Here is a 24103-nt window from a genome sequence, read left to right as displayed (position 1 = left end):
ATTATCGCGCCGCGCCCTTTGTTTTCCAGACACTTACGGCTGACATGCGTTTCACCGCCCATTGCTGGACGCGAAGCATTGTTGCCGCGTCCGCTTTTTGCCTGTATGCAAAGTAATGCTGGCGATGAAAGTGGCAGAGTTGGTTGCCGTCTTCAATCACATCCGCGCAGCCGCAGATATCCGTGATTCCATCACCCTGATAGCCATCGAGTTTTACTCTCTGCGTAATGAAGTTCAGAACCCGCCTTGGAGGCGGTGAAACTCCAGCAGAGGTCATCTGTTGATAGGCATCGAGGCCGTCAAAACAGGCTTGGATGCCCGCAACATCGCCCGGATCTGCCCGAAACCAATTAGGGCCCAGCAGGTGATCGATTGTGAGAATCGCGGCTGCCAACCCCGCCCTCATCTTTTCGATGTACTCGTCCCGCTCAGACCTATGTTCTGGTGTCCGTTGATTTAATTCTGCGTAGGACTCGGGCCGGTCAAGCTCGGCTTGCAATCTTTGGTGTATCCATTCTTGGACTGGTAGGCCAATAATGTCATCCGGTGTCGACTTCTTATAACTTTGATATGCCGACTTGTGGTGAATGCAAAGGTCGTCAATGGTAGCTATTGTGTTCAGCGCGCACGCACAAAGACTCAAGGCTTTTTAGTTCCAATCAGCAGTTCAGCAATTTACTTAGATATTGATTACCGTATGCCCTAATAAGCTTGGGGTAGAAAGTAATTGCTACAAATACCCGAGTTCGGTTCCAAAATGGGAATTTCAAATTAAAATGTCACATAAAAAGCCCCGCCAATTGACGGGGCTTCTTTAAAATTCGCTACATTAGGAATCAGTCGATCGAGATCTTCCGCAGCAGCTTGAAGTCGGAGAGCATCTTTCCGGTGCCAAGAACGACCGAGCACAGCGGATCATCGGCAATGGAAACCGGCAAACCGGTTTCCTCTCGAATTCGCTTGTCGAGATTTTTGATGAGCGCGCCGCCGCCGGTCAGGACGATGCCGCGGTCCGAGATATCTGCCGACAACTCGGGCGGAGTCCGCTCCAGAGCCACGCGAATTGCGTTGATGATGGTCGCGATGGATTCGCTGAGCGCCTCGCGAATCTCGGAGTCCTCAATGGTGATGGTCTTGGGAACGCCCTCGATGAGGTTGCGGCCCTTGACCTCCATCTCAATGGGCTTGTCGAGGGGATAGGCCGAGCCCAGCGAAATCTTGATCTGTTCGGCGGTGCGCTCGCCGATCAGCAGGTTGTATTTCCGCTTGAGGTAGGTCATGACGGCCTCGTCCATCTGGTTGCCGGCCATGCGCACCGAGCGCGAATAGACGATGCCTGCCAGAGAAATCACTGCAATGTCCGTAGTCCCGCCGCCGATGTCGACGACCATGTTGCCGCCTGGCTCTGTAATGGGAAGACCGGCGCCGATGGCGGCGACCATGGCCTGCTCCACCAGGTGCACCTCGCTCGCCTTAGCCCGGTAAGCCGAGTCCATGACGGCGCGCTTTTCCACCTGCGTAATCTCGCTGGGGACGCCGATGACGATGCGGGGATGCACCATCATCTTGCGGTTGTGTGCCTTCTGGATGAAGTAGTTCAGCATCTTCTCGGTGTGGCGGAAGTCGGCGATGACGCCGTCCTTCATGGGCTTTATGGCGACGATGTTGCCGGGAGTGCGGCCAAGCATCTCCTTGGCTTCCTTGCCGACGGCTTCGACTTCGTTGGTGTTCTTGTTCACTGCAATGATCGATGGCTCGTTAACGATGATGCCCTTGCCATGTGCGTACACCAGCGTATTTGCCGTGCCGAGATCGATGGCCAGATCGCTCGAAAAGAGGCTGAAGAGGGACCGCATATTGTGTATGCGCGAATATCGCATCTGAAAGCTGTTTGAAGACATAGTTTTTCGGAGTCGTTTCCTGAAAAGAGACTATCAGTAGTGTAATCCACTGGTGCTGAGGTGAAAGTCCAGCGTGGAGGACCCGTTAGAGTCAATATCGGTAGATACAATCGAAGACATCAGTTAGGCAGAGGTGAAAGATGATCATTGGCGTCCCAAAAGAGATAAAGGATCATGAGAGCCGTGTAGGTGTCACCCCCGCAGGCGTCAAGGCCTTGGTAGAGCAGGGGCATAAGGTTCTGGTCGAACACGATGCCGGTGTTCTCTCGGCCATGCCCGACGACGAATACCAGGCAGCGGGAGCCGAGATCGTCGGCTCGGCGCACGATGTCTGGCGGCTCTCCGAGATGATCGTCAAGGTAAAGGAACCAGTCGAAAAGGAGTACCGGCACTTCCGGGAAGGCCTTGTTCTGTTTACCTATCTCCACCTGGCGCCGCTTACCGGGCTCACTGACTCTTTGCTTGCGAGCAGCGTCACCGGCATTGCCTACGAGACCGTGCGTGACCGTACTGGTGGATTGCCGTTACTGACGCCCATGAGCGAGGTCGCCGGTCGCATGTCCGTGCAGGTCGGCGCTGCCTATCTTGAAAAAGAGCATGGCGGACGCGGAGTTTTGCTTGGCGGAGTTCCCGGCGTCGCTCCCGGCAACGTCTGCATCATCGGCGGCGGCATCGTCGGAACCAACGCCGCGAAGATCGCCCTCGGCATGGGCGCGAAGGTCACGCTGATCGACCTGAATCTCAACCGCCTGCGCGAGCTGGACGACATCTTCAATGGCCGCGTCTTCACCGTGGCCTCTAACAGCTACAACATCGAGCGCGCTGTCTGCGAGGCCGATCTGGTCATTGGCGGCGTTCTCATTCCCGGCGCGGCAGCGCCCAAGATCGTAACCCGCGCCATGGTGGAGAAGATGAAGAGGGGCGCGGTAATCGTCGACGTGGCCATCGACCAGGGTGGCTGCATCGAGACTGCTCATCCCACCACGCACAGCAACCCCTCGTACGAAGTCAATGGTGTCGTTCACTATTGCGTCACCAATATGCCTGCGGCGGTCCCAAATACCTCCACATTGGCGCTTACCAATGCGACGTTTCCCTACGTGCTGAAGCTGGCGCGTCTGGGCGCAAAGGCCGCCATCAGCGAAGACAAAGGAATCGCCGAGGGGGTCAATACTTACAACGGCGTCCTGACCTATGCTGCCGTGGCGACCGCCCAAAATCGCGAATGGCAGCCTGTAACATCGCTGGTGTCCTGATCGTTGCGATGGAATAAGCGGCCGGGGTACCTATAATCAGGTCACTGAGGAGCATGGCGATGCCCAACAATCCAAACCGGCGAAAGGTCCTGATCATCGCTCTGGGCGCATGCTTCCTTGTTCTTCTTGCCGCACTGAACATCCTCAATGCTTTCAATTCGCCGCGGCTTCCGCACCCGGGAAACCTGGAACAGATCTTCATTTTTACGGGACTGTCGATTGTGGCGTTTCTGCTCTTCGTCGTCGTCCTTGTGCTGCTGGTCCGCAACATGCTCAAGCTCTACGCGGACCAGCGCAGCCGCGTCATGGGAGCGCGTCTGCGAACACGGATGCTGTGGGGCGCTGTTCTGGTGAGCTTCCTGCCGATCGCCTTCATGTTCGCCTTCAGCTATCTGCTGATGAACCGGGCCGTCGACCGCTGGTTCTCGCAGCCGGTAACGCAGATGCGCAACGACAGCAACAGCATGGCCCTCGCGCTTGCCCAGTACACTACGGCCAACGCTCGCGCGGAGGCAGATTCCATTGCGTCCGGCATTCCCGGCGCGATGGGTGCCGCAACTCAGGAATCGAAGTCGGCTGCAACGCCTGCCAGGCCACGCCGGGGAGCCGTCCATTCCAATGCACGTCAGGCAGCGCCCGGTTCACGGCAAAATCACGAAGCCATCGATGCCGTCTTGCGTCAGCATGAGATTACATTGCAGAACGGATTCGCCATCGTCTACCGCGATGGCCGCGCTATCGCGGCCTTCCACATGCCGCAGCGCGACGGGACCACTGCAGAGGTAAAGTCCTGGCTGCCTCAGGCTGCTTCCGACGAAGAGAGGGCCACAACAAATAGCCACGCGCCGCCACTCACTAATCCCACGGACGCGGCCATTCTTGCCGCAGCGCAGCGCAGCGATTCGCCCATCTTCTCGCTTGGCCAGATTGATTATGCGCTCGCCGCCACAACAGTTCAGCAGGGCAACACGGTGGTCGTCGGCCTGCCGATGCCGTTCGGCATGGCCGCAACCATGGCCCATCTGCGCAAGGAAGACGACGCTTACTGGGTCTTGTTCCGGGAGCGGCGCCAGATCAGAAGCCTCTATATGAGCCTGCTGCTCATGATGACGATCCTCGCACTCTTTGCCTCCAGTTGGATCGCGTTGCATATTGCCAAGCAGGTTACGAGGCCGGTGGAGGCCCTTGGCGATGCGATGGAGGCTATCGCTGCGGGAGACTACGCCCATCGCGTCGACGAGGGCGCGACCGAAGAACTTGGCGAACTTGTGCGTAGCTTCAATCACATGGCCAGCGACCTCGAAGACAGCCGTCGCGCCGTCGAGCAGTCCACGGTGCAGATCAGCGCCGCCAATGCCGCGCTTGAGGGCCGCCGCAGTGAACTCGAAACCATGCTTGAGACCATCCCCAACGGGGTGGCTACGCTCGACGCGGACCGTCGCATCGTGCTCACCAACCGCGCTCTCAGCGAGATGATGGACCCCGGCGGCCAGCGCCCCTTCCTTGGCCGCGTCATCGAAGACGTCTTTCCGCGGGAGGTCGCCGATATTATCGACCATCTCATCAAGCGCAGTCACCGCATGGGCTCCGCATCCAGTGAGATGGAGATCACGGGCATCGGCAATGACAGATTCGGCGGCAACCTGAACCTGCTCGCCACGGTAGCCCTGCTCGAAACTCCCGGCCAACACGACCGCATGAGCCGGGAGCATCGCGGCTACGTGCTCGTTCTCGAAAATGCGACTGAACTCCTGCGGGCACAGAAGCAGTCCGCATGGAAGGAGGTCGCCCGTCGCGTCGCGCACGAGATCAAAAATCCGCTCACTCCGATCAGCCTAAGCGCCGAGCAGATTCACCGCCACATTGACCGTCTCGCGATAACGCTCGACGCCCACAAGGTCGAATCGCCTTCGACCGCCGTCATCCGTCGTTGCAGCGAGGTCATCAGTTCGTCGGTCGAGAGTATGAGGTCGCTCGTCGATCAGTTTGCTGCTTTGGCCGAGTTTCCCACGGCGCGCCCTCGTCCAGCCGACCTCAACACAATTGTCGAAAACGCGTTGGCCTTGTTCGCCGGACGCATGCAGAACATCAATATCGTAAAGAAGATGCCGTCCGGTCTTCCGCTGGTGATGGCTGATCCCGAAGCGCTCAAGCGCGCCCTCGGCAACCTTATCGACAACGCAGCTGAAGCCATGCAGGAGAGCCTCCTGCGTGAACTGCGCATCTGCACGGCACAACTGGAAAACGGCATGGTCGAACTCTCTATCGCGGACACCGGCACCGGCCTTACCGACGATATGCGCGAACGCCTCTTCCTCCCTTACTTCTCCACCAAGCAGCGCGGCACCGGCCTTGGCCTCGCCATCGCTGCAAAGATCATTCAGGAGCACCAGGGAACGATTCGCGCAGAAAAGAACTTTCCCGCCGGAGCCAAATTCACCATCGAACTGAGAGCCGCGGTCAGCACCGACAGCGAACTCGAACTGCCAAGCACAACCGCTAACGGCCATGGAGGCCCTGCTTGAATCACGTTCTTATCGTCGATGACGAAGCCGAGATCCGCGAATCGCTGGAGAGCATCCTGCGCGAAGAGGGGTACCTCGTTACCACCAGCGCAACCGCCACCGAGGCGCTCGAACTGCTGCGCGACGCGGCGTATGACGTCGTGTTGCTCGATATCTGGCTGCCTGACCGGGACGGTCTCGAAGCGCTTGCGGAGATACGCACCATCGATAGCACCAATGTTCCGGAGGTCGTCATCATCAGCGGTCACGGAACAATCGAGGCCGCGGTGCGAGCGACCAAACTCGGCGCATACGACTTTCTCGAAAAGCCGCTCTCGCTCGACCGAACTCTCATCGTTCTGAAGAATGCGATGAAGGCGCGTCAGATGCGCGAAGATAATGCGGAGTTTTCGCGCCAGCTCGCGGTGAAGGGAACTGTTACCGGCCAGAGTGTGCCTCTGAAGGCGCTGCGCCAGCAGATCAAGCTGATGGCCCCCACCAACGGCCGCGTCCTCATCTATGGCGAATCCGGCACTGGCAAGGAACTCATCGGTCGCGCCATGCACGCCGAAAGCCTGCGCAAAGATCGCCCCTTCGTCGAACTCAACTGCGCCGCGATTCCCGAGGACTATATCGAGAGCGAACTCTTCGGCTATCGCCACGGAGCGGTCCCCGCCGGAACCAGCGGTCCGCAGGAGAAGCGCGGAACGTTCGAGCGCGCCGACGGGGGCACCCTCTTCCTCGACGAAGTCGGCGACATGAGCCTCAAGACGCAGGCCAAGGTGCTTCGCGCCCTCGACGAACAGCGTTTTCTGCCCGTCGGTGCCTCGCACCCCATCCATGTTGATGTCCGTGTCATCGCGGCCACGAACAAAGACCTCGAAGAAGAGATCGCGCGCGGCAACTTCCGCGAAGACCTCTTCTATCGCCTCAACGTCATTCCCTTTTTCGTGCCGCCGCTGCGCGATCGCAAGGAAGACATCCCTCTGCTGGTCAAGGAATTCCTGCAGGAGTTCGGTCAGCAATATGGACGCCCCCATGTCGAGATGACCGAAGATGCTCTTGCGGCGCTTCGTCAGTATCACTGGCCGGGCAATGTACGCGAGCTGCGCAATCTCGTCGAGCGCGTCCTCATCCTCAACCCGAAGACGCAGCGCATCGAACGCAAACACCTGCCTATGCTCGTCTATCGAGGACCTGGCAAGCTCACCGAATCGGGCCGCATCAACCCGCGCGGCGAAGAATTCTCGTCACTGCTCGAAGCCCGCGAAGCCTACGAGCGCGACTACATCCTCAAGAAGCTCGACGAAAACCACGGCAATGTAAGCCGCACCGCCGAGTCTCTCGGCCTCGAACGTAGCCACCTCTACCGGAAGATGAAGACCCTCGGCGTAAGCATCAAGGAATAGTCTTCCACTGCTTCCTAAGGATTACGGCGCGCAGACGCCCTACAGTTGCCGGCATGAGGCGGGGTTATTTTGGTGTCCCAGCAAGACGCGTCAATCTCTCTGAATCCCGCTGCAACCAGGGCGCGTCGAATCCCGCTCTGCGTCTGAAACGACTCGCAGCGGTGCCGGGCCAGGGGGAAGCGAAAGTTGAAGCCCGCATAGTGCAGCGCCATCCCATTCGCAACCACATACAAGCGATAGGTAAGGTTCTGCATCCTCCTCCGAAGAGATCCTGACCGCATCTCAACCGCAAGCTCCGACAGCGTAAACGACAGAGGATGCAGTTTGATACGTAGCTCTCCATTGGCTTTGAGCACGCGCCGCATCTCGCGCAGGGCAACAGGAATATCCATATAAGGCATCGCGACGCGAGAGATCACCACGTCGAACGACCCGTCGGGAAATGGTATGTTCTCGGCCTTCGCACAGATAAAAAGGAACTGCGGAAAGTTCAATCGTCCCTGTGCGAGGGCTTCGCCATCGATATCGATTCCCACCATCTCAATCGGGAGTGCGTGCGCCAGGCTACCGCAGCGAAGTTGCAGCTCCTCCTGCATGGAATCGCCCGCCCCGCACCCCACATCAAGAATCCTTACGCCACCGGCAGCATTCCCGTCGATCGACATGGCAGGAGCATACACCAGAAGAAAGATTCATCTCACTCTGAATCTTTTTCCTCGCCCATCTGTTTCTCGGCAATCTCTTCCAACTGCCGCCGCCAGTCCAGATCTTCGACAAACCCGCGCGAACTGCGCCACTCCTCCTGCACCTTGACGAATAGCTCCAGAAACACCCGAGTCCCTAGCAGCCCCTCAATGTCCTTACGCGCCGCCGTCCCGATGCGCTTCAGCATCTCGCCCTGCTTGCCGATCAGGATGGCCTTCTGCCCCGTCCGCTCGCAAAAGATGGCTGCGGCAATCTTGGTCACCGGGAGCTTGCCGTCCTTCATCTTCTTCAGCGAAGCCGGCTCCTCGTACCGCTCAATCACCACGGCGGTCGCATAAGGAACCTCTTCTCCGGTCAGCATCAAAATCTTCTCGCGAATCAACTCTGCCACCAGAAACCGCTCCGGCTGATCGGTCAACTGGTTCTTCGGAAAGTAACGCTGCCCCTCCTTCAGATGCCCGACGACCTTCTCCAGAAGCAGATCCAGCCCTTCCTTCTTCCTCGCCGAAACCGGCACCACCTCGGCAAAATCGTGCAGCGAGCTCCAGTGCGCAATCAGCGGCAGAAGTTCTTCCTTGCGGACGGCATCGATCTTGTTCAGGACAAGAATTACAGGGCACTCCAGCTTCTTCACCAGCGACAACGCAAAGTCATCCTCCGCCGCGCTCATCGCCATGCGGCCCGTCTTCTTCCCGCCTTCTGATTCCTTCGCCAGCCGATGAGTTACATCCACAATGAACAGCACCGCATCGCGGCTCTCCAGCGCATCGTGCACCTCCTGCATCATGCGCTTGTCGAGCTGCGTCTCCGGCTTGTGCACCCCCGGGGTATCCACCAGCACCACCTGCGCCGCCGGATGTCCCGGCTCGCCCTTGGCCTTCTTCTTCAAGGGAACCTCAAGCACGCCGTGAATCCGCGTCCGCGTCGTTTGTGGCTTGTGCGTCACGATGGCGAGCTTTTGTCCCAGCAGGGCATTCAACAAAGTGGACTTACCGGCGTTAGGCCGGCCAATAATCGAGACGAAACCAGAGCGAAAGGGCATCCCTCAATTATGCGCTGTCCAGCGCCACCAAATCCCTGCTTGCCAAAGTATCAATCTCAGCTACACTGGCGGCCATGAAGATTTGTTTCCTGGCCCGCACCTTGAAAGCCATTCCAATCCTCGGCCTCCTGCTCGCCGGGGCGACTCCGGGTCTTCTTACCGCGCAGGTTGCCGCCTTTACGCCTGCCACCGAGATTCACCCGGACTATACCGTTACCTTCCGCTATAAGGACGACAAAGCCACCACCGTCCTGCTCGGGCTCGAAGGCGTCGCCAAGCCCATGCCCATGGAAAAGGACGATAAGGGAGTCTGGACTCTCACGACCAAGCCCTTGGCACCTGAGATCTACGGTTATCACTTCGAAGTCGACGGTCAACCTCGCCTCGACCTCTCCAACGTCACCATCACTCCCAACCTGGTCAATCTCTCCAACCTGCTCACGGTTCCCGGTAACATCCCCCAGCCATGGGATGACACGGACGTTCCTCATGGCACGCTGCGCCACCATCGCTACACCACGTCCATCGCTCTCGGCGTGCCCGGCCACCAGAGCGATTACTACGTCTACACTCCGCCGGGCTACAACCCCAAAGAGAAAAAGGCTTATCCGGTCCTCTATCTCCTCCATGGTTGGTCCGACGGAGCCATCGGCTGGTCCGCCGTCGGCAGGGCCAATTTCATCTTGGATAACCTGCTTGCCCAGGGGAAAATCAAGCCCATGGTTGTCGTCATGCCCTTTGGCTACGGCGATACCTCCTTCCTCTACAACGGCTTCGGCGTCTGGCAGGACCCGGTCGTCGTCGCGCACAACACCGCTCTATTCACCCAGACGCTGCTCACCGAGATTCTTCCCCGCGTCGAGTCCGAATACAACGTCTCGCACAAACGTGAAGACCGCGCTATCACCGGCCTCTCGATGGGCGGCCTAGAGTCTCTGAGCATCGGCCTCAGCCATCCCGAGCTCTTTGCATGGGTGGGCGGCTTCAGCGCCGCGGATCACAACCTCGACTACAAAACCCAACTCGCCTCGCTCAACCCAAAGACGGCCGACCTGCGCCTGCTCTGGATAGCCTGCGGAACCGGAGACTCGCTCATCACGGCCAATCGCAGATTCTCCGCGTGGCTCAAGACCAAAGACATGCCCGTCACCGAGATCGAAACGCCCGGGCTGCACACCTGGATGGTCTGGCGCGACAACCTCACCCACTTCGCTCCGCTCCTCTTCCAGCCTAAATAGCAACTTCTATCGCATCCACCTGCTATTCTTAGCCCTCGAAAGCCATCCGTTCGAGGCTCAACCATGCGCTCTATTCTCGTTCTTGCCACGACGCTTCTTCTGGCGTACCCCGTCTTTGCACGGCGCATCGAAGTCACCATCCCGACCACCAAACGTCTCACCGGCCATCTCATCCTCGTCATCACCAAGAAAGCCGGCAATGGTGAACCTGAGCCAAGAATGCAACTCCAGGAGACCTACACCTCCGCGCAGGGCTTCGGCGTCGATGTAACCGACCTCGCTCCCAACAAGCCAATCGTCATCGATGACAAGACCATCGGCTACCCGCGCAAGTCTCTCGCCGATCTCGACCCTGGCGACTACACCGTACAGGCCGTCTTCAATGTCTATGAGCAGTTCCACCTGGCCTCCGGCAAGACCCTCTGGCTACCGCCAGACCAAGGCGAAGGCCAGCACTGGAACCTCAAGCCCGGCAACCCATACAACGCGCCAGTCAGACTCCACCTCGACCCAAAATCGAACGCAACTCTCAAGCTCACCCTCGATAAAGTAATCCCTCCCATAGCGGGCACAGAGAGAGATCCAGAAGTCATCGCCGCTAAAGAGCCGGGCGCAAAGTGGCTCAAGTACATCCGCTTCCGCAGCGAAAAGCTGAGCAAGTTCTGGGGCCGCGACATGTATCTTGGCGCCTGGGTGCTGCTACCTGACGGCTTCGACCAGCATCCCGACGCCCGCTATCCCCTGGTCGTCTATCAGGACCACTTCCGTCCCGGCTTCGGCGCGCCGCTTCCGTGGGTCACGACGCCACCGGCGTCCGCAGATAATTCCCGTGCGGTGGCTGCCTACAAGTTCTTTCAGGACTGGACCGCAGGCCGGCTTCCCCGCGTCCTTCTGCTCTACGTCCAAAGCCCTAACCCCTACTACGACGACTCCTATGACGTAGACTCGGCCAACGTCGGCCCCTACGGTGCAGCCATCAATGAAGAACTCATCCCGGCCATCGAGCAGAAGTATCGCGGCATCGGCCAAGGTTGGGCTCGCGCTACGTATGGCGGCAGCACCGGTGGCTGGGAATCGCTGGCGACCCAGATCTTTTACCCCGACCTCTACAACGGCACCTACACTGCCTGCCCCGATCCCATCGACTTCCACGCCTACCAGAATGTAGACCTGTACGACGACACCAACGCCTTCGTGCGCAAGGGCGACTTCGGCGAAATTCCCATCGCCGCCGACCGCAAACCCGACGGCTCCATCATTGGCAACACCGGCGACGAGTACCGCTACGAGTACGTCCTCGGTACACACGGCCGCTCCACGGAGCAATGGGACATCTGGCAGGCCGTCTTCTCGCCCGCCGGCTCCGACGGTTACCCTGAAGATGTGATCGATCCGCTGACTGGAGCCATCGACAAATCTACTGTTGCCTACTGGCACGATCGCTATGACCTTACCGCCATTTTGCAGCGCGACTGGCGCACCCTCGGGCCAAAGCTCGAAGGCAAACTCCACCTCAGCGTCGGAGACGGCGACACCTACTTCCTCAACAACGCCGTCCATCTGCTGCAGTCCACGCTTGACGACACACGCAATCCCCACTCCGACGCGACCTTCCAATACGGGCCCGGCATGCCCCATTGCTACATCGGAGGCCCCGTGGAGTACACCATGGAGCAAAACCACAATAACTGGGCCCAGCGGGTTCTTCCTCAGATGGTCGAGCACATGCTTAGAACCGCTCCACCCGGCGCCGACACCAAAAGTTGGCGTTACTGATGTCTTCCCTCCGATAACTTTGTCATCCTTCGCGAAGCGAAGCTATTTCCCCATCTCTGGCGTGCTGATCTCCTTCAGATAAGCAGCGCTCAACGTCCCCTTCGCCTTTGCCACGCCCAGCAGGGTCGGATAGAACTGTACGAAGGTCGTATCCACCGCACCATGCCCCTCATGGCATTGATAGCAATTCGCAGGTCGCTTGATTAGCTTTGCACTCCCCGGGCCGGTGAATTCATAGAAACCCCAGCCGTCTTCCAGGCGCGCATCCTTCACATGCACCTCCATCCCCATAATTTCAGGCGACTGCGAATGTCCTCGCTTGTTGATCGAGCTTGGCCCCTCGGCCCCGCGAATCTCCAGTACCAGCGTCGTCTTGTCTGGCCACGTTCCGGTCTTCTGAAATAGATGGTAGGCCGCCGGATTCACAAACACATTGTCGAACATCGAGTGGCCTGCCATCGCGGGGTTCGGACTGTAGCTCATGTCCACCCCCGAGGTCAGAAATATCCACTCGCGATACCGCTCAGGCATCTTCAACTGCCCGTCCGTCGTATAGTTCGGGCCATCGTTCGCAGCGGCATTATCGACAGTTGCACGCGCCACCTGCACCGTGTCCGGCTGAGGAACTGCCATCAGCAAAAACAGCAAAAGAACCGCACGCAGCATAGCTTAACCTCACCAAAATTCTGTTCAGGATCTCACGCAGATACGTCCCCCGGCCCAATTTGTTCCAAACTGCAACTGCTTACCCAAAGGAGTTACCCCGTATCTCCCCACGACTTTCGCCATCTCGCCCATAATAGTTGCAGGGCATGGAATCCTTCTTCACACGCTTTAGAAACGTTCTGGTACTGGTCGCGGTATTGCTCGCGCAGACGATCGGCCTCGCCATTCAGGTGCGCCGTCCCGTCGAATCAGGCGCGCCTGACAGCCATGACGTTACCCTGATGCGCTACTGGGTTGTCGCCAGCGTCACCCCTTTCGAGCGCTTCTTCCACGCCATCGGCTACAACACACGCAACGCATGGGCTAACTACATCAATCTTCGCGACGTCCGCCAGCAGAATCGGGACCTCCAGCAGCAAATCGCTCGTCTGCGCCTCGAACAGGCCGCCTTCGCAGAAGATGCTATTCAAGGCCACCGGCTCCAGGCGCTCCTTGCCTTCCAGCAGCACTACATCGCCTCGACGGTCGCCGCGCAGGTCATCGGCACCAGTGGGACCGACCTCTCCCACGTTCTCTATATCGACAAGGGCGCGGACTACAAACTCACGCCTGACATGGCCGTCATTACGCCCGACGGCATCGTCGGTAAGGTCCGCGACGTCTTCCCCCACACCGCTCAGGTCTTGCTCATCAACGACCCCACCTCCGGAGCCGGAGTCCTGCTCAGCAGTACACGCATTCTCGCCATCCTTCATGGCACTCCCAACGGCGGTATCCAGATCTCGAACCTCACCGCAGACTCCCGCATCAAACCCGGCGAGACGGTTCTGACTTCAGGGGGTGACCAGATCTTCCCGCGCGGCCTTCCCGTTGGCACCATCGAGTCCATCGCGCCCGACCCCGACCACCAGCCCTACACCGCTATCCGCCTCAAGCCTGCTGCCAACCTCTCGCAACTGGAAGAGGTCCTCGTCATCACCGGGACCCAACCCACGCTGCCCGTGGCTGCCCAGAAGGACCTTGCCATCGGAGCCACGACAGCCGAAGCTCAGGCTGCCGCCGCTGCAGCCATCAAGGCCAAGGCCGCTGCCGATGCCGAAGCTGCCGCCGAAGCCCAGGCCCGCTCTGCCGCCGAGGTCATGGCCGACCGCCTGCCCAGCCTCCACGACCCTAACGTCCCTGCGCCGGCAACTCCCGCTGCTTCAGGGGCTACTCCGGCCGTGCCTCCCGTCGCCCCCATCCCGCACCCACTCCCGACGATTCACCCGGATCGCTACACCCCCGGCGACACGCCTCCAGCCTCCGAACTCACCCCCGGAGCCAAGAACCACTTCCTAAATAACGCTGTCCCGACGCAGTCTTTACCAGATACCGCACCCGGCCGGCCACCACAAAAGTCACGTAAAGCTCCCCCAACGAAGTCAGAAGCCGAACCGCAGAACTAGCCAAAATGCTCAACCGCAGTTACACCTCACGCCAGGAACTCGAGCAGCATACCTTCTCGCCCGCCGTCACTCTGCTTGTGCCGCTGCTGGCAATCCTGCTGCAGGCCTTCGTTCCTAAGCTGCTTCCGCGTTTCGCTATCGTGGACCTGCCGCTGATTGTCGTTCTATTCTTCAGCGTTTCCCGCCGCAGTCCCATCGCTGGAACTCTTACCGGAGCCGTCATCGGTCTGCTCCAGGACGCACTCACCAACCAGCCCATCGGCGTCAACGGGATGGCCAAGTCAGCCATTGGCTATGTCGCTGCAAGCATTGGGCTTCAGGTCGATGTCGAAAGCCCCTTAACCCGCATCGTCATCACCTTTACCTTCTCCATCATCAACAGCGTCCTGCTCTTTCTCATTGACCATCGCCTGCTCGGACTTCCGGACTACCATCTCCTCTGGGGACATGAACTGCTCCGCGCCTGCATCAACACCGTTATCGCCATTCCGATCTTTTTCCTGCTCGACCATACGAAGCGTCAGGACTGATTTGTCGACTGAAAGTGGCCCACTATAAGTTAGCCGTGCGATATCTTCTGGGGCTTGAAGAGCCCAGAGGTCTTGACAGGAAACGGTGATCAGGGAAGAGCAGTCAAAGCAGTGGCTGAAGACGTAGACTGGAAACGAATCACCATGGAACCCTCCCCCCACTCCGAGAATCCCGCGCTGGATCTCAACGGCAAGGCCGAAAAACTTCCGGCGGGCAAGCTCCACTCCGCGCAATATATTGTTGCGCTTATTCTCGCCGTGCTCATTACCGGCCTCTGGCGTCTTCAGGTACTCGGCGCCGACAACTTCCGGGCCCTCGCCGACGCCAACCGCATCCGCAAAGTCCCCATTCTCGCTCCCCGCGGTCGCATCTTTGACCGCGAAGGCCGCCTGCTGGTCGACAACTACCCGTCCGTCTCCTGCTATCTGCTCCGCGAGCAGGCTAAAGACGTCGACCTCGATCTACCCCTCATCTCACGTGGCCTCAACATTCCCATCGACCAGATTCAGGCCATTCTCCGCCACTATCAAGCCGCGCCCAAGTACCAGCCCATCCCGCTCAAGCAGGACATCACGCCGGACGAGCAGGCCTTCATCGAGGCCCATCGCAATGAGCTGCCTGAACTGGAGACGCTCGACGTACAACGCCGCCTCTATCCTCGCGACGGCTTCGCCGCCCATCTTATCGGCTATGTCGGCGAGGTCTCGGAGGAGATGCTCAACAATCCGCGCTACGCCTTCTACGATCCCGGCGATGTTGTCGGCCGCTCCGGCGTAGAGGAAACCTACGACTCCGTCCTGCGCGGCACGGACGGCTACAAAGATGTGATCGTGAACAGTCATGGCAAGGAACTCGGCCACCTCGGAGAGACGCTCGCCATCCCCGGCAAAGATCTTCGCCTTACCATTGACCTCGACGTGCAGATGGCCGCCGAAAAGGCGCTCGACGGCAAGGTGGGAGCTATCGTGGCGCTTGACCCGCACACCGGCGAAGTCCTTGCCATGGCCTCCCGTCCGACCTTCGACCCGAACGAGTTCTCCAGCCACCTCACCCGGAGCTACTGGAACGGAATCCTCGATAACCCTGATCATCCGCTGATGAACAAGGCGATCCAGGCCCAGCTCGCTCCCGGCAGCACCTTTAAGATCATCATGTCGGTCGCTGGTTTGCAGGAGGGAGTTGCCCAGGACATGCACGTTAACTGTCAGGGTGGGGCCAGCTTCTACGGCCACTTCTACGCCTGCGACCAGCATCACGGGGCAGTCAACATCTTCAACGCTATCCCCTACTCCTGCGATACTTTCTTCTACACGTTGGCGAATCGCCTCGGCATCGACACTATTGCGAAATACGCTGTCTCGCTGGGGCTCTCGCAGAAGACCGGGGTCGACCTGCCCGACGAGGCCACGGGCACTATGCCCTCCACCGCGTGGAAGCTCCACGCCATGCATCAGCCGTGGTACGCCGGTGAGACCATCTCGGTTGGCATCGGTCAGGGAGCCGTCACCGTCACTCCGATTCAGCTCGCCCGTGCCCTTGGCGGCATCGCCTCCGGCGGTGTCCTGCATCGCCCCCACGTCGTCTTTCCCGACGAGGTCTCTCCCGAGGAGCTCGAAGCCGTTCACGAGACCTTCTCCGGCTCAGGTGACAAGACCATTCCTCTGTCACCGGAAAACTGGCAGATCATCACCGATGCCATGGCCAATGTGACCGGCAGCCCTATCGGCACGGCCTATGCGGCGCATCTGGACGGCATCGACTTCGCCGGCAAGACCGGCACTGCGCAGGTGATGAGCCACGACGCCCTGTCACGGTCAGGGGGAGGCCACAATACTCTGCCGAACGCGTGGTTCGTCGGCATGACTCCCCGGCGCAATCCAGATATTGTCGTTGCTGTTCTGTGGCAGCACGGAAACTGGGGCAATAACTCGGCGAGGCTGGCCGCCCAGGTGATCGACGCCTACGTCAACAAGCAGCGCAAGCGTGCCGGCAATGTTCGCGAGCTTGCGACCGCACCGCTGGCAACCAAACCCACAGCCCCTGCGGCCTCAGCTTCGCCTGTCAATCTTCCTCCCGCAGCCGAATAGTTCCCTTGAACCATTCCAAATTCCCGTCGCTAACGTTATGGTGGTTAGAGTTGTAATGGCTTACATCTTGAGGTATCGATGAAATTGATGTTGTCGCTCGCTCTCGTGCTGCTGTCTTCCTCCGCATTTGCCCAACAGCGGGCCCCGGCAACACCGCTAATTACGCATAACCCTTACTTCAGCATCTGGTCGACCACCGACAACCTCACCGACTCCAACACTACGCATTGGACAGGCGCGCCCCAGCCTATCAGCGGTCTGGTGCGTATCGACGGCAAGGCCTACCGCTTCATGGGCCGTGATCCCCGCGACCTTCCCGCAATGGAGCAGGTCGCGCGCTCCATCACACCGACGCACACGTTCTATGAGTTCAAGGCGGCGGGTATTGATCTTCATTTCACGTTCTTCACGCCGACGATCCTCAGCGACCTTGATATCCTCTCGCGCCCGGTCACCTATCTCACGTGGACGGCGCAATCGACCGACGGTGCGTCGCATGATGTTTCCGTTCTCCTCGATGTCGATCCCATCATCGCCGTCAACGATGCCTCGGAGCAGGTGGTCTACACCCGCAACCAGACCGCAACCGAGAACGTCCTCTCTGTTGGCTCGCGCGATCAGAATGTCCTCAACCGTTCCGGCGACAATCTCCGCATCGACTGGGGCTACTTCCATCTCGCCATCCCCAAGGATGAGCAGTCGACAACAGCCATCGCCTCGCACGCGCGCCACGACTTCGTGACCACCGGCCAGCTTCCTACTGCCGATGACATGGATATGCCCATGCGCGCAGACCGAAACGGCGCTCATCTCGACGCTGTTCTCGCCTTCGGCAAAGTCGCAGGGGAGCCGGTCAGCCGCCATCTCCTCGTTTCCTACACGCAGAACTACGCGATCCAGTACATGCAGCGCAACCTTCGCCCCTATTGGCAGCGGAACAACGAGCCCGTCTCGCAGATGCTTGATGATGCGGAGCGGCAGTACACCTCTCTCGAAGCTCGCGGCACGACGCTCGACAAGGAACTGACCGCAGATCTCACCAAGGCCGGAAGCGAGCATTATGCCGCCATTGCAATCCTCGCCTACCGTCAGGCGATGGCTGCCCATGGACTGGTTGCGGATGTTGACGGCTCGCCGTACCTTTTCGCCAAGGAGAACTTCTCCAACGGAGACATCGCCACCGTGGACGTTCTCTATCCGTCCGCTCCTTTCTTTCTGTTCTTTAACCCCAAACTTCTCGAGGCTCAGATCTCGCCCGTCCTGAAATACGCGGCGCTGCCCAATCGCTGGAAGTTCCCCTTCGCGCCTCATGATCTCGGCCAGTATCCGCTGGCTAATGGACAGGAGTACGGCGGCGGCGAAAAGACCGAAGAGAACCAGATGCCGGTGGAAGAGAGCGGCAACCTGCTCATCCTCGTGGACGCCGTCTCCCGCGCCGAAGGCAACACGGCCCTCGCGGAACGCTATTGGCCGCAGCTCACCAAGTGGGCCCAATACCTCAAGGCAAATGGCCTCGACCCGGAAAATCAGCTCACGACGGACGACTTCGCTGGCCACGTAGCCCACAACTCGAATCTCTCCATCAAGGCCATCGACGGCCTCGCGGCATACGCCAACCTCGCTCACCTTCTCAACAAAGAATCGGTGGCACGCGAGTATCAAGCTACGGCCAAGACCTACGCGAGCAAGTGGATCACGATGGCCAAGGAAGGCGACCATTACAAACTAGCCTTTAACAGTCCCAACACCTGGAGCCAGAAGTACAACCTCGTCTGGGACGACCTGCTCGGTTACAACCTCTTTCCCAAATCGGTCCGCGACAGCGAGATCGCCTACTATCAGACCAAGATCAATCAGTACGGCCTGCCGCTTGATAGCCGTGCCGATTACACCAAGCTCGACTGGGAGCTTTGGACAGCAACCCTCGCCGATACACCTGCTGCGTTCAACGCCATCGTCGATCCTATCTACAAATGGACCAACGAAACCCCCACCCGCGTCCCGCTCACCGACTGGTACGACACCAAAACTGGCAAGCAGGTCGGCTTCCAGGCCCGCAGCGTTGTAGGAGGAGTCTTCATCAAGGCGCTGGCTGACAAATCCCTGACGGAGAAGTGGCGCGCCAAGGCATCGGCGCAGCAATAACCTTTTCAGCATCCATGCAAACCGACGGCGGTGCATTTGTCCGGCTAAGATAGTAGCCAGCACATGCGCCGCCTCTTTTCTTTCCGCGATTTCGATTGGGTTCTGCTTGGCTTCGTCCTTGTACTCTCGGTCATCTCCGTCCTCGAAATTAAATCAGCCACGGTTCACACCAAATTCCACGGCTTCGATCAGAAGCAGATCGGCTTTCTGGCGAGCGGTCTAGTTTTGATGTTTCTGATCTCGCTGATCGACTATCACCGCCTCATCGACATCGCTCACTGGGCGTATGGCATCAGCATCGTGGCCCTGATGGCTGTTCTCGCCTTCGGCACTAAGGTGCTGGGAGGCCGCCGCTGGATCAAATTCCCCGGCGGAATTCACTTTCAACCCTCCGAGTGGGTCAAACTCGTACTGATCGTCACTATCGCCCGTTACTTTTGGGGGCTCGCGGGCAAGGAACTCACCTGGAAGGACATCGCCAAGGCCTTCGCACTGGTCTGCATTCCGATGCTCATGGTGCTCAAGCAGCCGGACCTCGGCACCTCGCTTACCTACCTGCCCATCCTCTTCTGCGGTCTCTTCCTTGGCGGGATGCGCTTCAAGCAGGCAGCCATCATCCTCCTGGCCGTCACTCTGGTGGGAGTAGGGGCGTGGAAGAGCGGCAAACACCTCAAGCCCTATCAGCAGGCTCGCATCAACGCCTTCCTCAATCCCGACACCGACCCGCGCGGCTCCGGCTACCAGATCCGCCAGTCGCTGATCGCCGTGGGCTCGGGGGGCATCTGGGGCAAAGGAGCGAACAAGGGAACGCAGACGCAGGGCGATTTTCTGCCGATCCCTTATACGGACTTCATCTTCGCCGCCTTCTGCGAGGAGCATGGCTTCATCGGCGCCCTTGGTGTCATCCTGTTATACTTTCTTATATTGATGCGTTTGATTCAGAACGCTCAAACAGCTTCAGATCTGCCTGGCACCTTCATCATCATGGGGGTCGTCGCCGTCATCATCTTCCAGATTGCGGTCAATATAGGCATGGTCGTCGGTCTGATGCCGGTCACGGGAATCCCTCTTCCGCTCATGAGCTATGGCGGATCGTCGATTCTCTTCACCTTCCTCGCGCTCGGGATTGTTATGAACATTCGTATGCGCCGGTTCGTGAACTAGTTTGGGAATCGGTTACAATTTCCCGAACTCAAAGAAGCACCCATCTCCGCCGTTGCAGCAGATTTGGTGCAATACTATTGGCAACACCTGTTCGGCCAGATGCCGGGCAGCAAAACAACCCGCTCCCTTTGGCGCAAGGCGCCGGCAGCGGCAACAAGATCTTTAGAAGCTTTTTTTAGAAGCATTTTTAGAAGAAAAGGCCGGCCAGGCGAGAGACGATCGATTCCGTTGGCCGGACAGGTTTCAGGGAAATGATTGCATCCGGAAGGCAAACGGCCCCGCCTCAAGTTTCAGATGTTGAGGTTGTTTCGGTCACAAACTCCGCATGTTCGCTTTTGTTCGAAGCATCCCCTCGTGTCATCGATCTCCTGAGTGTCGCTATCCCCGCGTTGTTTGAACGCGCGGTTGCGGCAGAGTTGTTTACTCATCTCGCACTTATCTTTGATCGTCGTTCACGCGCTTCTGCATCCCGCATCCTGTCCGTACCCACGGTGAGCTGCACCTAGAATTTATAGCTAGGAGCCACTCCCGATCTCGCTCTCTGCCTCGTCTGCCGCTCGCGCCTCAACCAGGGCGGGCAGAAAGAGTAAGAGAATGTCGAAAGAAATTTATATCTCAAGTACGCCGCACGAGACGCGGCTTGCCATCGTCGAAAACGACGACCTCACCGAAATTTATTACGAGCGCGAGAACGAATATACCCTCGCCGGTTCCATCTATAACGGACGCGTCACGCGCGTTCTGCCGGGCATGCAGTCCAGTTTTGTGGACATCGGCCTTGAGCGCGACGCCTTCCTTTACATCACCGACTTCATGGAAGAAGCCGGCGACTCCGCAGACTTCGACACCAACGGCGACCATGGCAAGCGTGCCGACAACCGCCGCCGTGAGACACCCGTTACCCTCGAAGGCGCAACCGCCGCTCCCTCTGAAGAATCCGCCGCTCGCCCCGAGCGCGGTGACCGGGGCCGCGACCGTGGGGGCCGGGGCCGCAACGACCGCCGCCGCGGCAACCGCCAGCCCGGCTCCGATACTGCTCAGCCGTTAGAGAATCCCGAAGCTATCGTCGCCGACTTCACTCCGGAGAGCGACTTCGGCCCTCACCCCGACAGTCTCTCCGCCGAACCTGCCGACACCGCCGAGATCGGCGAAGGCGCTCCCGGTGCCGATGGAAGCCGCCGCTGGCGTGGCCGTCGTGGACGCCGCCGTGGCCGCCCCGGTCAGCGTGACGCCTCAGTGCAGCCTGTTAATGCCGATGCACAATCTGAGTTCACCGCTCCCGATCCCGAGGAGCAGAACGAGAGTCAGTATGACTCCCCCCTTGACCTCGAAGGCGCAGCCGAGCGGTCTACTCCACGCAACTCCGCGCCTGTTCCTGCCGCGTACCCGGCACCCGAATCGGCAACGGAGAACACGGAACGCCGCGACCGCAATGGGCGCAACGATCGTGGAGACCGCGGTGGACGTAACGACCGCGGAGGTCGAAATGATCGTGGCGGACGCGACCGCGATGCTGGCCAGCGCCGTACCCCTCGCGGCTTTGCCCCCCGGACCTCGCTCTATGGCGTGGACGACGCTCCCTCCAACGAGTCAGCAGGCACGGATGGCCCACCACCCGAGCCCATCGTGCTCCCCGGCGAATCGCTCTCGAAGTACCGCAAAGACGGCGATCAGCCTCAGGCCACCGCCAAGACAGCTGAGCCGACCATTATCCTGGCCTCATCGCCCGGCTATGAAGTTCCCACCGGATGGGACGGCGGAGCTATTCTTCCCGGCGAAAGTCTCTCACGCCACCGCCGCCCGGAATCCCGTGACTCCCGTCAGGAACCGCGCGCTGAACATCGTTCCGGCTCTCAGCCCAGCCTTCGCAACGACCACCAGCAGCAGGCCAGCATCAGCGAAGCAGTCGAGGTTCCCGAAGCAGTCGAGGCCGAGCCCATTGAGCAGGCGTCTGTCGAACAAGCCCACGAATCCACACCGCCGTCCGAGTACGAGCCCACCGACGCCTCTGCCTCCTACCGCGTCGATCCCGTCGCGCCCAGTGAGTTTCGTCAGAGCGCCCCGACAATAGAAGAGCCGATAGAGCATCACGCCGAGCACATAGAAGAGCCCGCAGCGCATGAGTTCACCGCCATCCATGCCACTGGCGAGATGGCTACCGAGCCTCCTGTTGCGGCGTTCACGCCTGAGCCGGCAATCGAACCTGCTTCTCCGATCCAGCACGAGACCGTCATCGCCAATCCCGCCGAGAATGCCGTTGAAGACGGCATCGAGCCGGTACCTCAGCAATTCGCGCCCGGCGCTGGGGAACTCGAAGAAGAAGTCATAGAAGAAGAGGATTACCCCACCACTCTTCAGGCCAGCTCCATCGAAGAGATGGACGACCTTGACGAAGAGGAGACCCTCGAAGGCGCCGCAGACCTGGGCACCATGATCCGCGAGATGTCTATCGACGAGATCACCAGCTCCGGCAACAGCGTCATCGAAGACGACGAGCTTGAAGAGCTCGAAGAAGAAGACTCCTTCGACGACGGCACTCACGAGTACGAAGAAGACCTCGATGAATCCGACGTATCCGAAGAGGAAGACGAAGCGGACGAAGAAGACGGCCTCATCCACGAAGAGGGCGAACATGCCGCTGCTACCGGCTTCGACCAATCTCAGACCGCGCCTGATCAGGAACGTCCGCGCGATGGCGACCGTGGCCGAAGCAGTCGCCGCGATGGTGCCCGTCGTGATGGACGCCGTGGTGACCGTAGCCGTGGCGACCGCCCCCGCTACACCGGCGGCGCAGGCGACCGCGAACGCAGCGGGGGGAGCCGGGACCGTCGTGGCGGACGCAACTCGATGCAGACGACCAATCTGCCCGCGATCAGCGAATTGCTGAAGCCGGGCCAGGAGGTTCTCGTCCAGATTGCCAAGGAGCCCATCGCCAAGAAGGGTGCGCGCATTACCTCGCACATCGCTCTTCCTGGCCGCTTCCTGGTCTTCATGCCGACGGTCAATCACACCGGCGTCTCTCGCAAGATCGAGTCCGACAGCGAACGCCGCCGTCTGAAGGAAATTCTGCTCAGCGAAAAGGGTGAGGCCTCGGGAGGCTTCATCGTCCGAACCGCCGCGTCGGGTGCCAGTGAAGAAGAGCTGCGCAGCGATCTCCGCTTCCTGCTCAACCTCTGGGCCGACATCAAGCAGCGCTCGGAGTCCAGCAAATCCCCGGCTCTCATCTATCACGACCTGAACCTAGTCGAGCGCATCCTTCGCGATCAGGTCACTGATAACTTCTCTGCCATCTGGGTCGACACCGAGACCGAGTATGAGCGAGTGCTGCGATTCCTGCAGCGCTTCCAGCCCTCGCTCATCCGCCGCGTCAAGCTCTATACCAAAGAGACTCCTCTCTTCGAGCAGTTCGGCATTACCGAAGAGATAAACAAGGCCCTTCGCTCGAAGGTGTGGCTCAAATCCGGCGGCAGCATCGTCATCAACCAGACCGAAGCCCTCGTCGCGATCGATATCAACACCGGCAAGTTTGTCGGCAAGACCGCCCGCCTCGAAGACACCATCGTCAAGACCAACCTCGATGCGATTCCCGAGATCGTCCGTCAGATTCGCCTGCGCGACCTGGGCGGCATCATCATCATCGACTTCATCGACATGGATGAGCGCAAGAATCGCAATCGGGTCATGGCCGCCCTCGAAGAAGAGCTCAAGAGCGACCGTGCCCCATCGAAGGTTCTTCAGTTCAATGACTTTGGCCTGGTCGCCATCACCCGTAAGCGGGTCAAGCAGTCGCTCGAGCGCACCCTCTCCACCACGTGCAACGTCTGTGTGGGTACTGGAATGGTCAAGTCTCCAGTCACGGTATGCAACGACATCTACGTCGAGATGCGCAAGATGCAGAAGCACCTCGACCGCGGGGATGTCATGCTGCGCGTCCATCCTGACGTCGTCAAGCAACTCAAGTCTTCGACGAAATGGTTGCAGGAGATGGAAGAGATGGTCGGTAAAACTATCCTGGTCAAATCCGATCCCAGCCTTCACCCCGAGCAGTTCGACATCCACTAAAGCGCTCGGTTATATCTAAGTCACGTGCATCCTGTACTAACGGAATGCACGTGACTATTTTTTTGTCATCCAAAACGGTTTTTTAAGCGTCCTACACAACAAGCGCACATTAGCCGGGTTGAAGCTTAGGAAGAACTCGCAGACAGCAGCATTCGCAGAACCAAGGGAGCCT

General features: G+C 59.3%; 16 protein-coding genes. 11 read left to right on the top strand and 5 right to left on the bottom strand.

The features are described 5' to 3' along the window. Window position 1: 1 nt before the first annotated feature. Both P4G45_RS13375 and P4G45_RS13370 read right to left on the bottom strand, forming a co-directional pair. On the bottom strand, window positions 2-394 hold the full coding sequence (locus P4G45_RS13375) for a hypothetical protein (RefSeq protein ID WP_348266979.1): 393 nt from the start codon (window positions 392-394) through the stop codon (window positions 2-4). Window positions 395-836: 442 nt separating this feature from the next. Next, window positions 837-1901: a rod shape-determining protein gene (locus P4G45_RS13370; protein WP_373694113.1), complete on the bottom strand. Its 1065-nt coding sequence runs from the start codon at window positions 1899-1901 to the stop codon at window positions 837-839. Between the two features lie 140 nt (window positions 1902-2041). Here P4G45_RS13370 and ald point away from each other — a divergent pair, with 140 nt between their 5' ends. The 3 genes from ald to P4G45_RS13355 are packed head-to-tail and all read left to right on the top strand — an operon-like array spanning window position 2042 to window position 7070. Further along, complete coding sequence (gene ald, locus P4G45_RS13365) at window positions 2042-3157, top strand: alanine dehydrogenase (protein ID WP_348266977.1); 1116 nt, start codon at window positions 2042-2044, stop codon at window positions 3155-3157. Between the two features lie 59 nt (window positions 3158-3216). Next, on the top strand, window positions 3217-5682 hold the full coding sequence (locus P4G45_RS13360; RefSeq protein ID WP_348266976.1) for an ATP-binding protein: 2466 nt from the start codon (window positions 3217-3219) through the stop codon (window positions 5680-5682). Next, window positions 5679-7070, top strand: coding sequence for a sigma-54 dependent transcriptional regulator (locus P4G45_RS13355; protein WP_348266975.1), 1392 nt, complete (start codon window positions 5679-5681; stop codon window positions 7068-7070). Before P4G45_RS13360 ends, P4G45_RS13355 begins: the two co-directional genes overlap by 4 nt. A gap of 14 nt (window positions 7071-7084) precedes the next feature. Here the strand turns inward: P4G45_RS13355 and P4G45_RS13350 are convergent, their stop codons facing one another. Further along, window positions 7085-7735, bottom strand: a complete 651-nt coding sequence (locus tag P4G45_RS13350; RefSeq protein WP_348266974.1) for a class I SAM-dependent methyltransferase — start codon at window positions 7733-7735, stop codon at window positions 7085-7087. Between the two features lie 32 nt (window positions 7736-7767). Beyond that, the gene (gene era, locus P4G45_RS13345; RefSeq protein ID WP_348266973.1) at window positions 7768-8817 is read right to left on the bottom strand and encodes a GTPase Era; all 1050 of its coding nucleotides are present in this window, start codon (window positions 8815-8817) and stop codon (window positions 7768-7770) included. Between the two features lie 74 nt (window positions 8818-8891). On the opposite strand from era, the gene P4G45_RS13340 reads away from it, so the two are divergent. Together P4G45_RS13340 and P4G45_RS13335 are read left to right on the top strand one after the other, a co-directional pair. Continuing rightward, window positions 8892-10055 carry an alpha/beta hydrolase-fold protein gene (locus P4G45_RS13340; protein WP_348266972.1) on the top strand — a complete coding sequence of 388 codons (1164 nt, stop codon included), beginning with the start codon at window positions 8892-8894 and terminating at the stop codon, window positions 10053-10055. A 63-nt stretch (window positions 10056-10118) separates the two neighbouring features. Next, window positions 10119-11831, top strand: a complete 1713-nt coding sequence (locus tag P4G45_RS13335) for an alpha/beta hydrolase-fold protein (protein ID WP_348266971.1) — start codon at window positions 10119-10121, stop codon at window positions 11829-11831. Between the two features lie 42 nt (window positions 11832-11873). On the opposite strand, the gene P4G45_RS13330 is transcribed toward P4G45_RS13335, so the two are convergent. Beyond that, window positions 11874-12497: a cytochrome P460 family protein gene (locus tag P4G45_RS13330; RefSeq protein WP_348266970.1), complete on the bottom strand. Its 624-nt coding sequence runs from the start codon at window positions 12495-12497 to the stop codon at window positions 11874-11876. Window positions 12498-12643: 146 nt separating this feature from the next. Here P4G45_RS13330 and mreC point away from each other — a divergent pair, with 146 nt between their 5' ends. From mreC to P4G45_RS13300, 6 genes are all read left to right on the top strand, one after another. Next, a complete protein-coding gene (gene mreC / locus P4G45_RS13325) occupies window positions 12644-13942 on the top strand; it encodes a rod shape-determining protein MreC (RefSeq protein ID WP_348266969.1) in 1299 nt (432 codons plus the stop codon). 5 nt (window positions 13943-13947) lie between these two features. Next, on the top strand, window positions 13948-14472 hold the full coding sequence (gene mreD / locus P4G45_RS13320; RefSeq protein ID WP_348266968.1) for a rod shape-determining protein MreD: 525 nt from the start codon (window positions 13948-13950) through the stop codon (window positions 14470-14472). A gap of 144 nt (window positions 14473-14616) precedes the next feature. Further along, complete coding sequence (mrdA, locus tag P4G45_RS13315; protein WP_348269260.1) at window positions 14617-16560, top strand: penicillin-binding protein 2; 1944 nt, start codon at window positions 14617-14619, stop codon at window positions 16558-16560. A gap of 78 nt (window positions 16561-16638) precedes the next feature. Next, window positions 16639-18705 (top strand): glutaminase domain-containing protein, encoded by a 2067-nt coding sequence (locus tag P4G45_RS13310; protein ID WP_348266967.1) that lies wholly within the window; start codon window positions 16639-16641, stop codon window positions 18703-18705. Between the two features lie 63 nt (window positions 18706-18768). Beyond that, window positions 18769-19869, top strand: a complete 1101-nt coding sequence (gene rodA / locus P4G45_RS13305) for a rod shape-determining protein RodA (protein WP_348266966.1) — start codon at window positions 18769-18771, stop codon at window positions 19867-19869. Between the two features lie 594 nt (window positions 19870-20463). Then, a complete protein-coding gene (locus P4G45_RS13300) occupies window positions 20464-23931 on the top strand; it encodes an Rne/Rng family ribonuclease (RefSeq protein ID WP_348266965.1) in 3468 nt (1155 codons plus the stop codon). The last annotated feature ends 172 nt before the right edge of the window (window positions 23932-24103 follow it).

It is taken from the genome of Edaphobacter paludis (genome assembly GCF_039993895.1).
Taxonomy (GTDB): Bacteria; Acidobacteriota; Terriglobia; order Terriglobales; family Acidobacteriaceae; genus Edaphobacter; species Edaphobacter paludis.
This window is presented reverse-complemented; position numbering and strand designations above follow the sequence as displayed.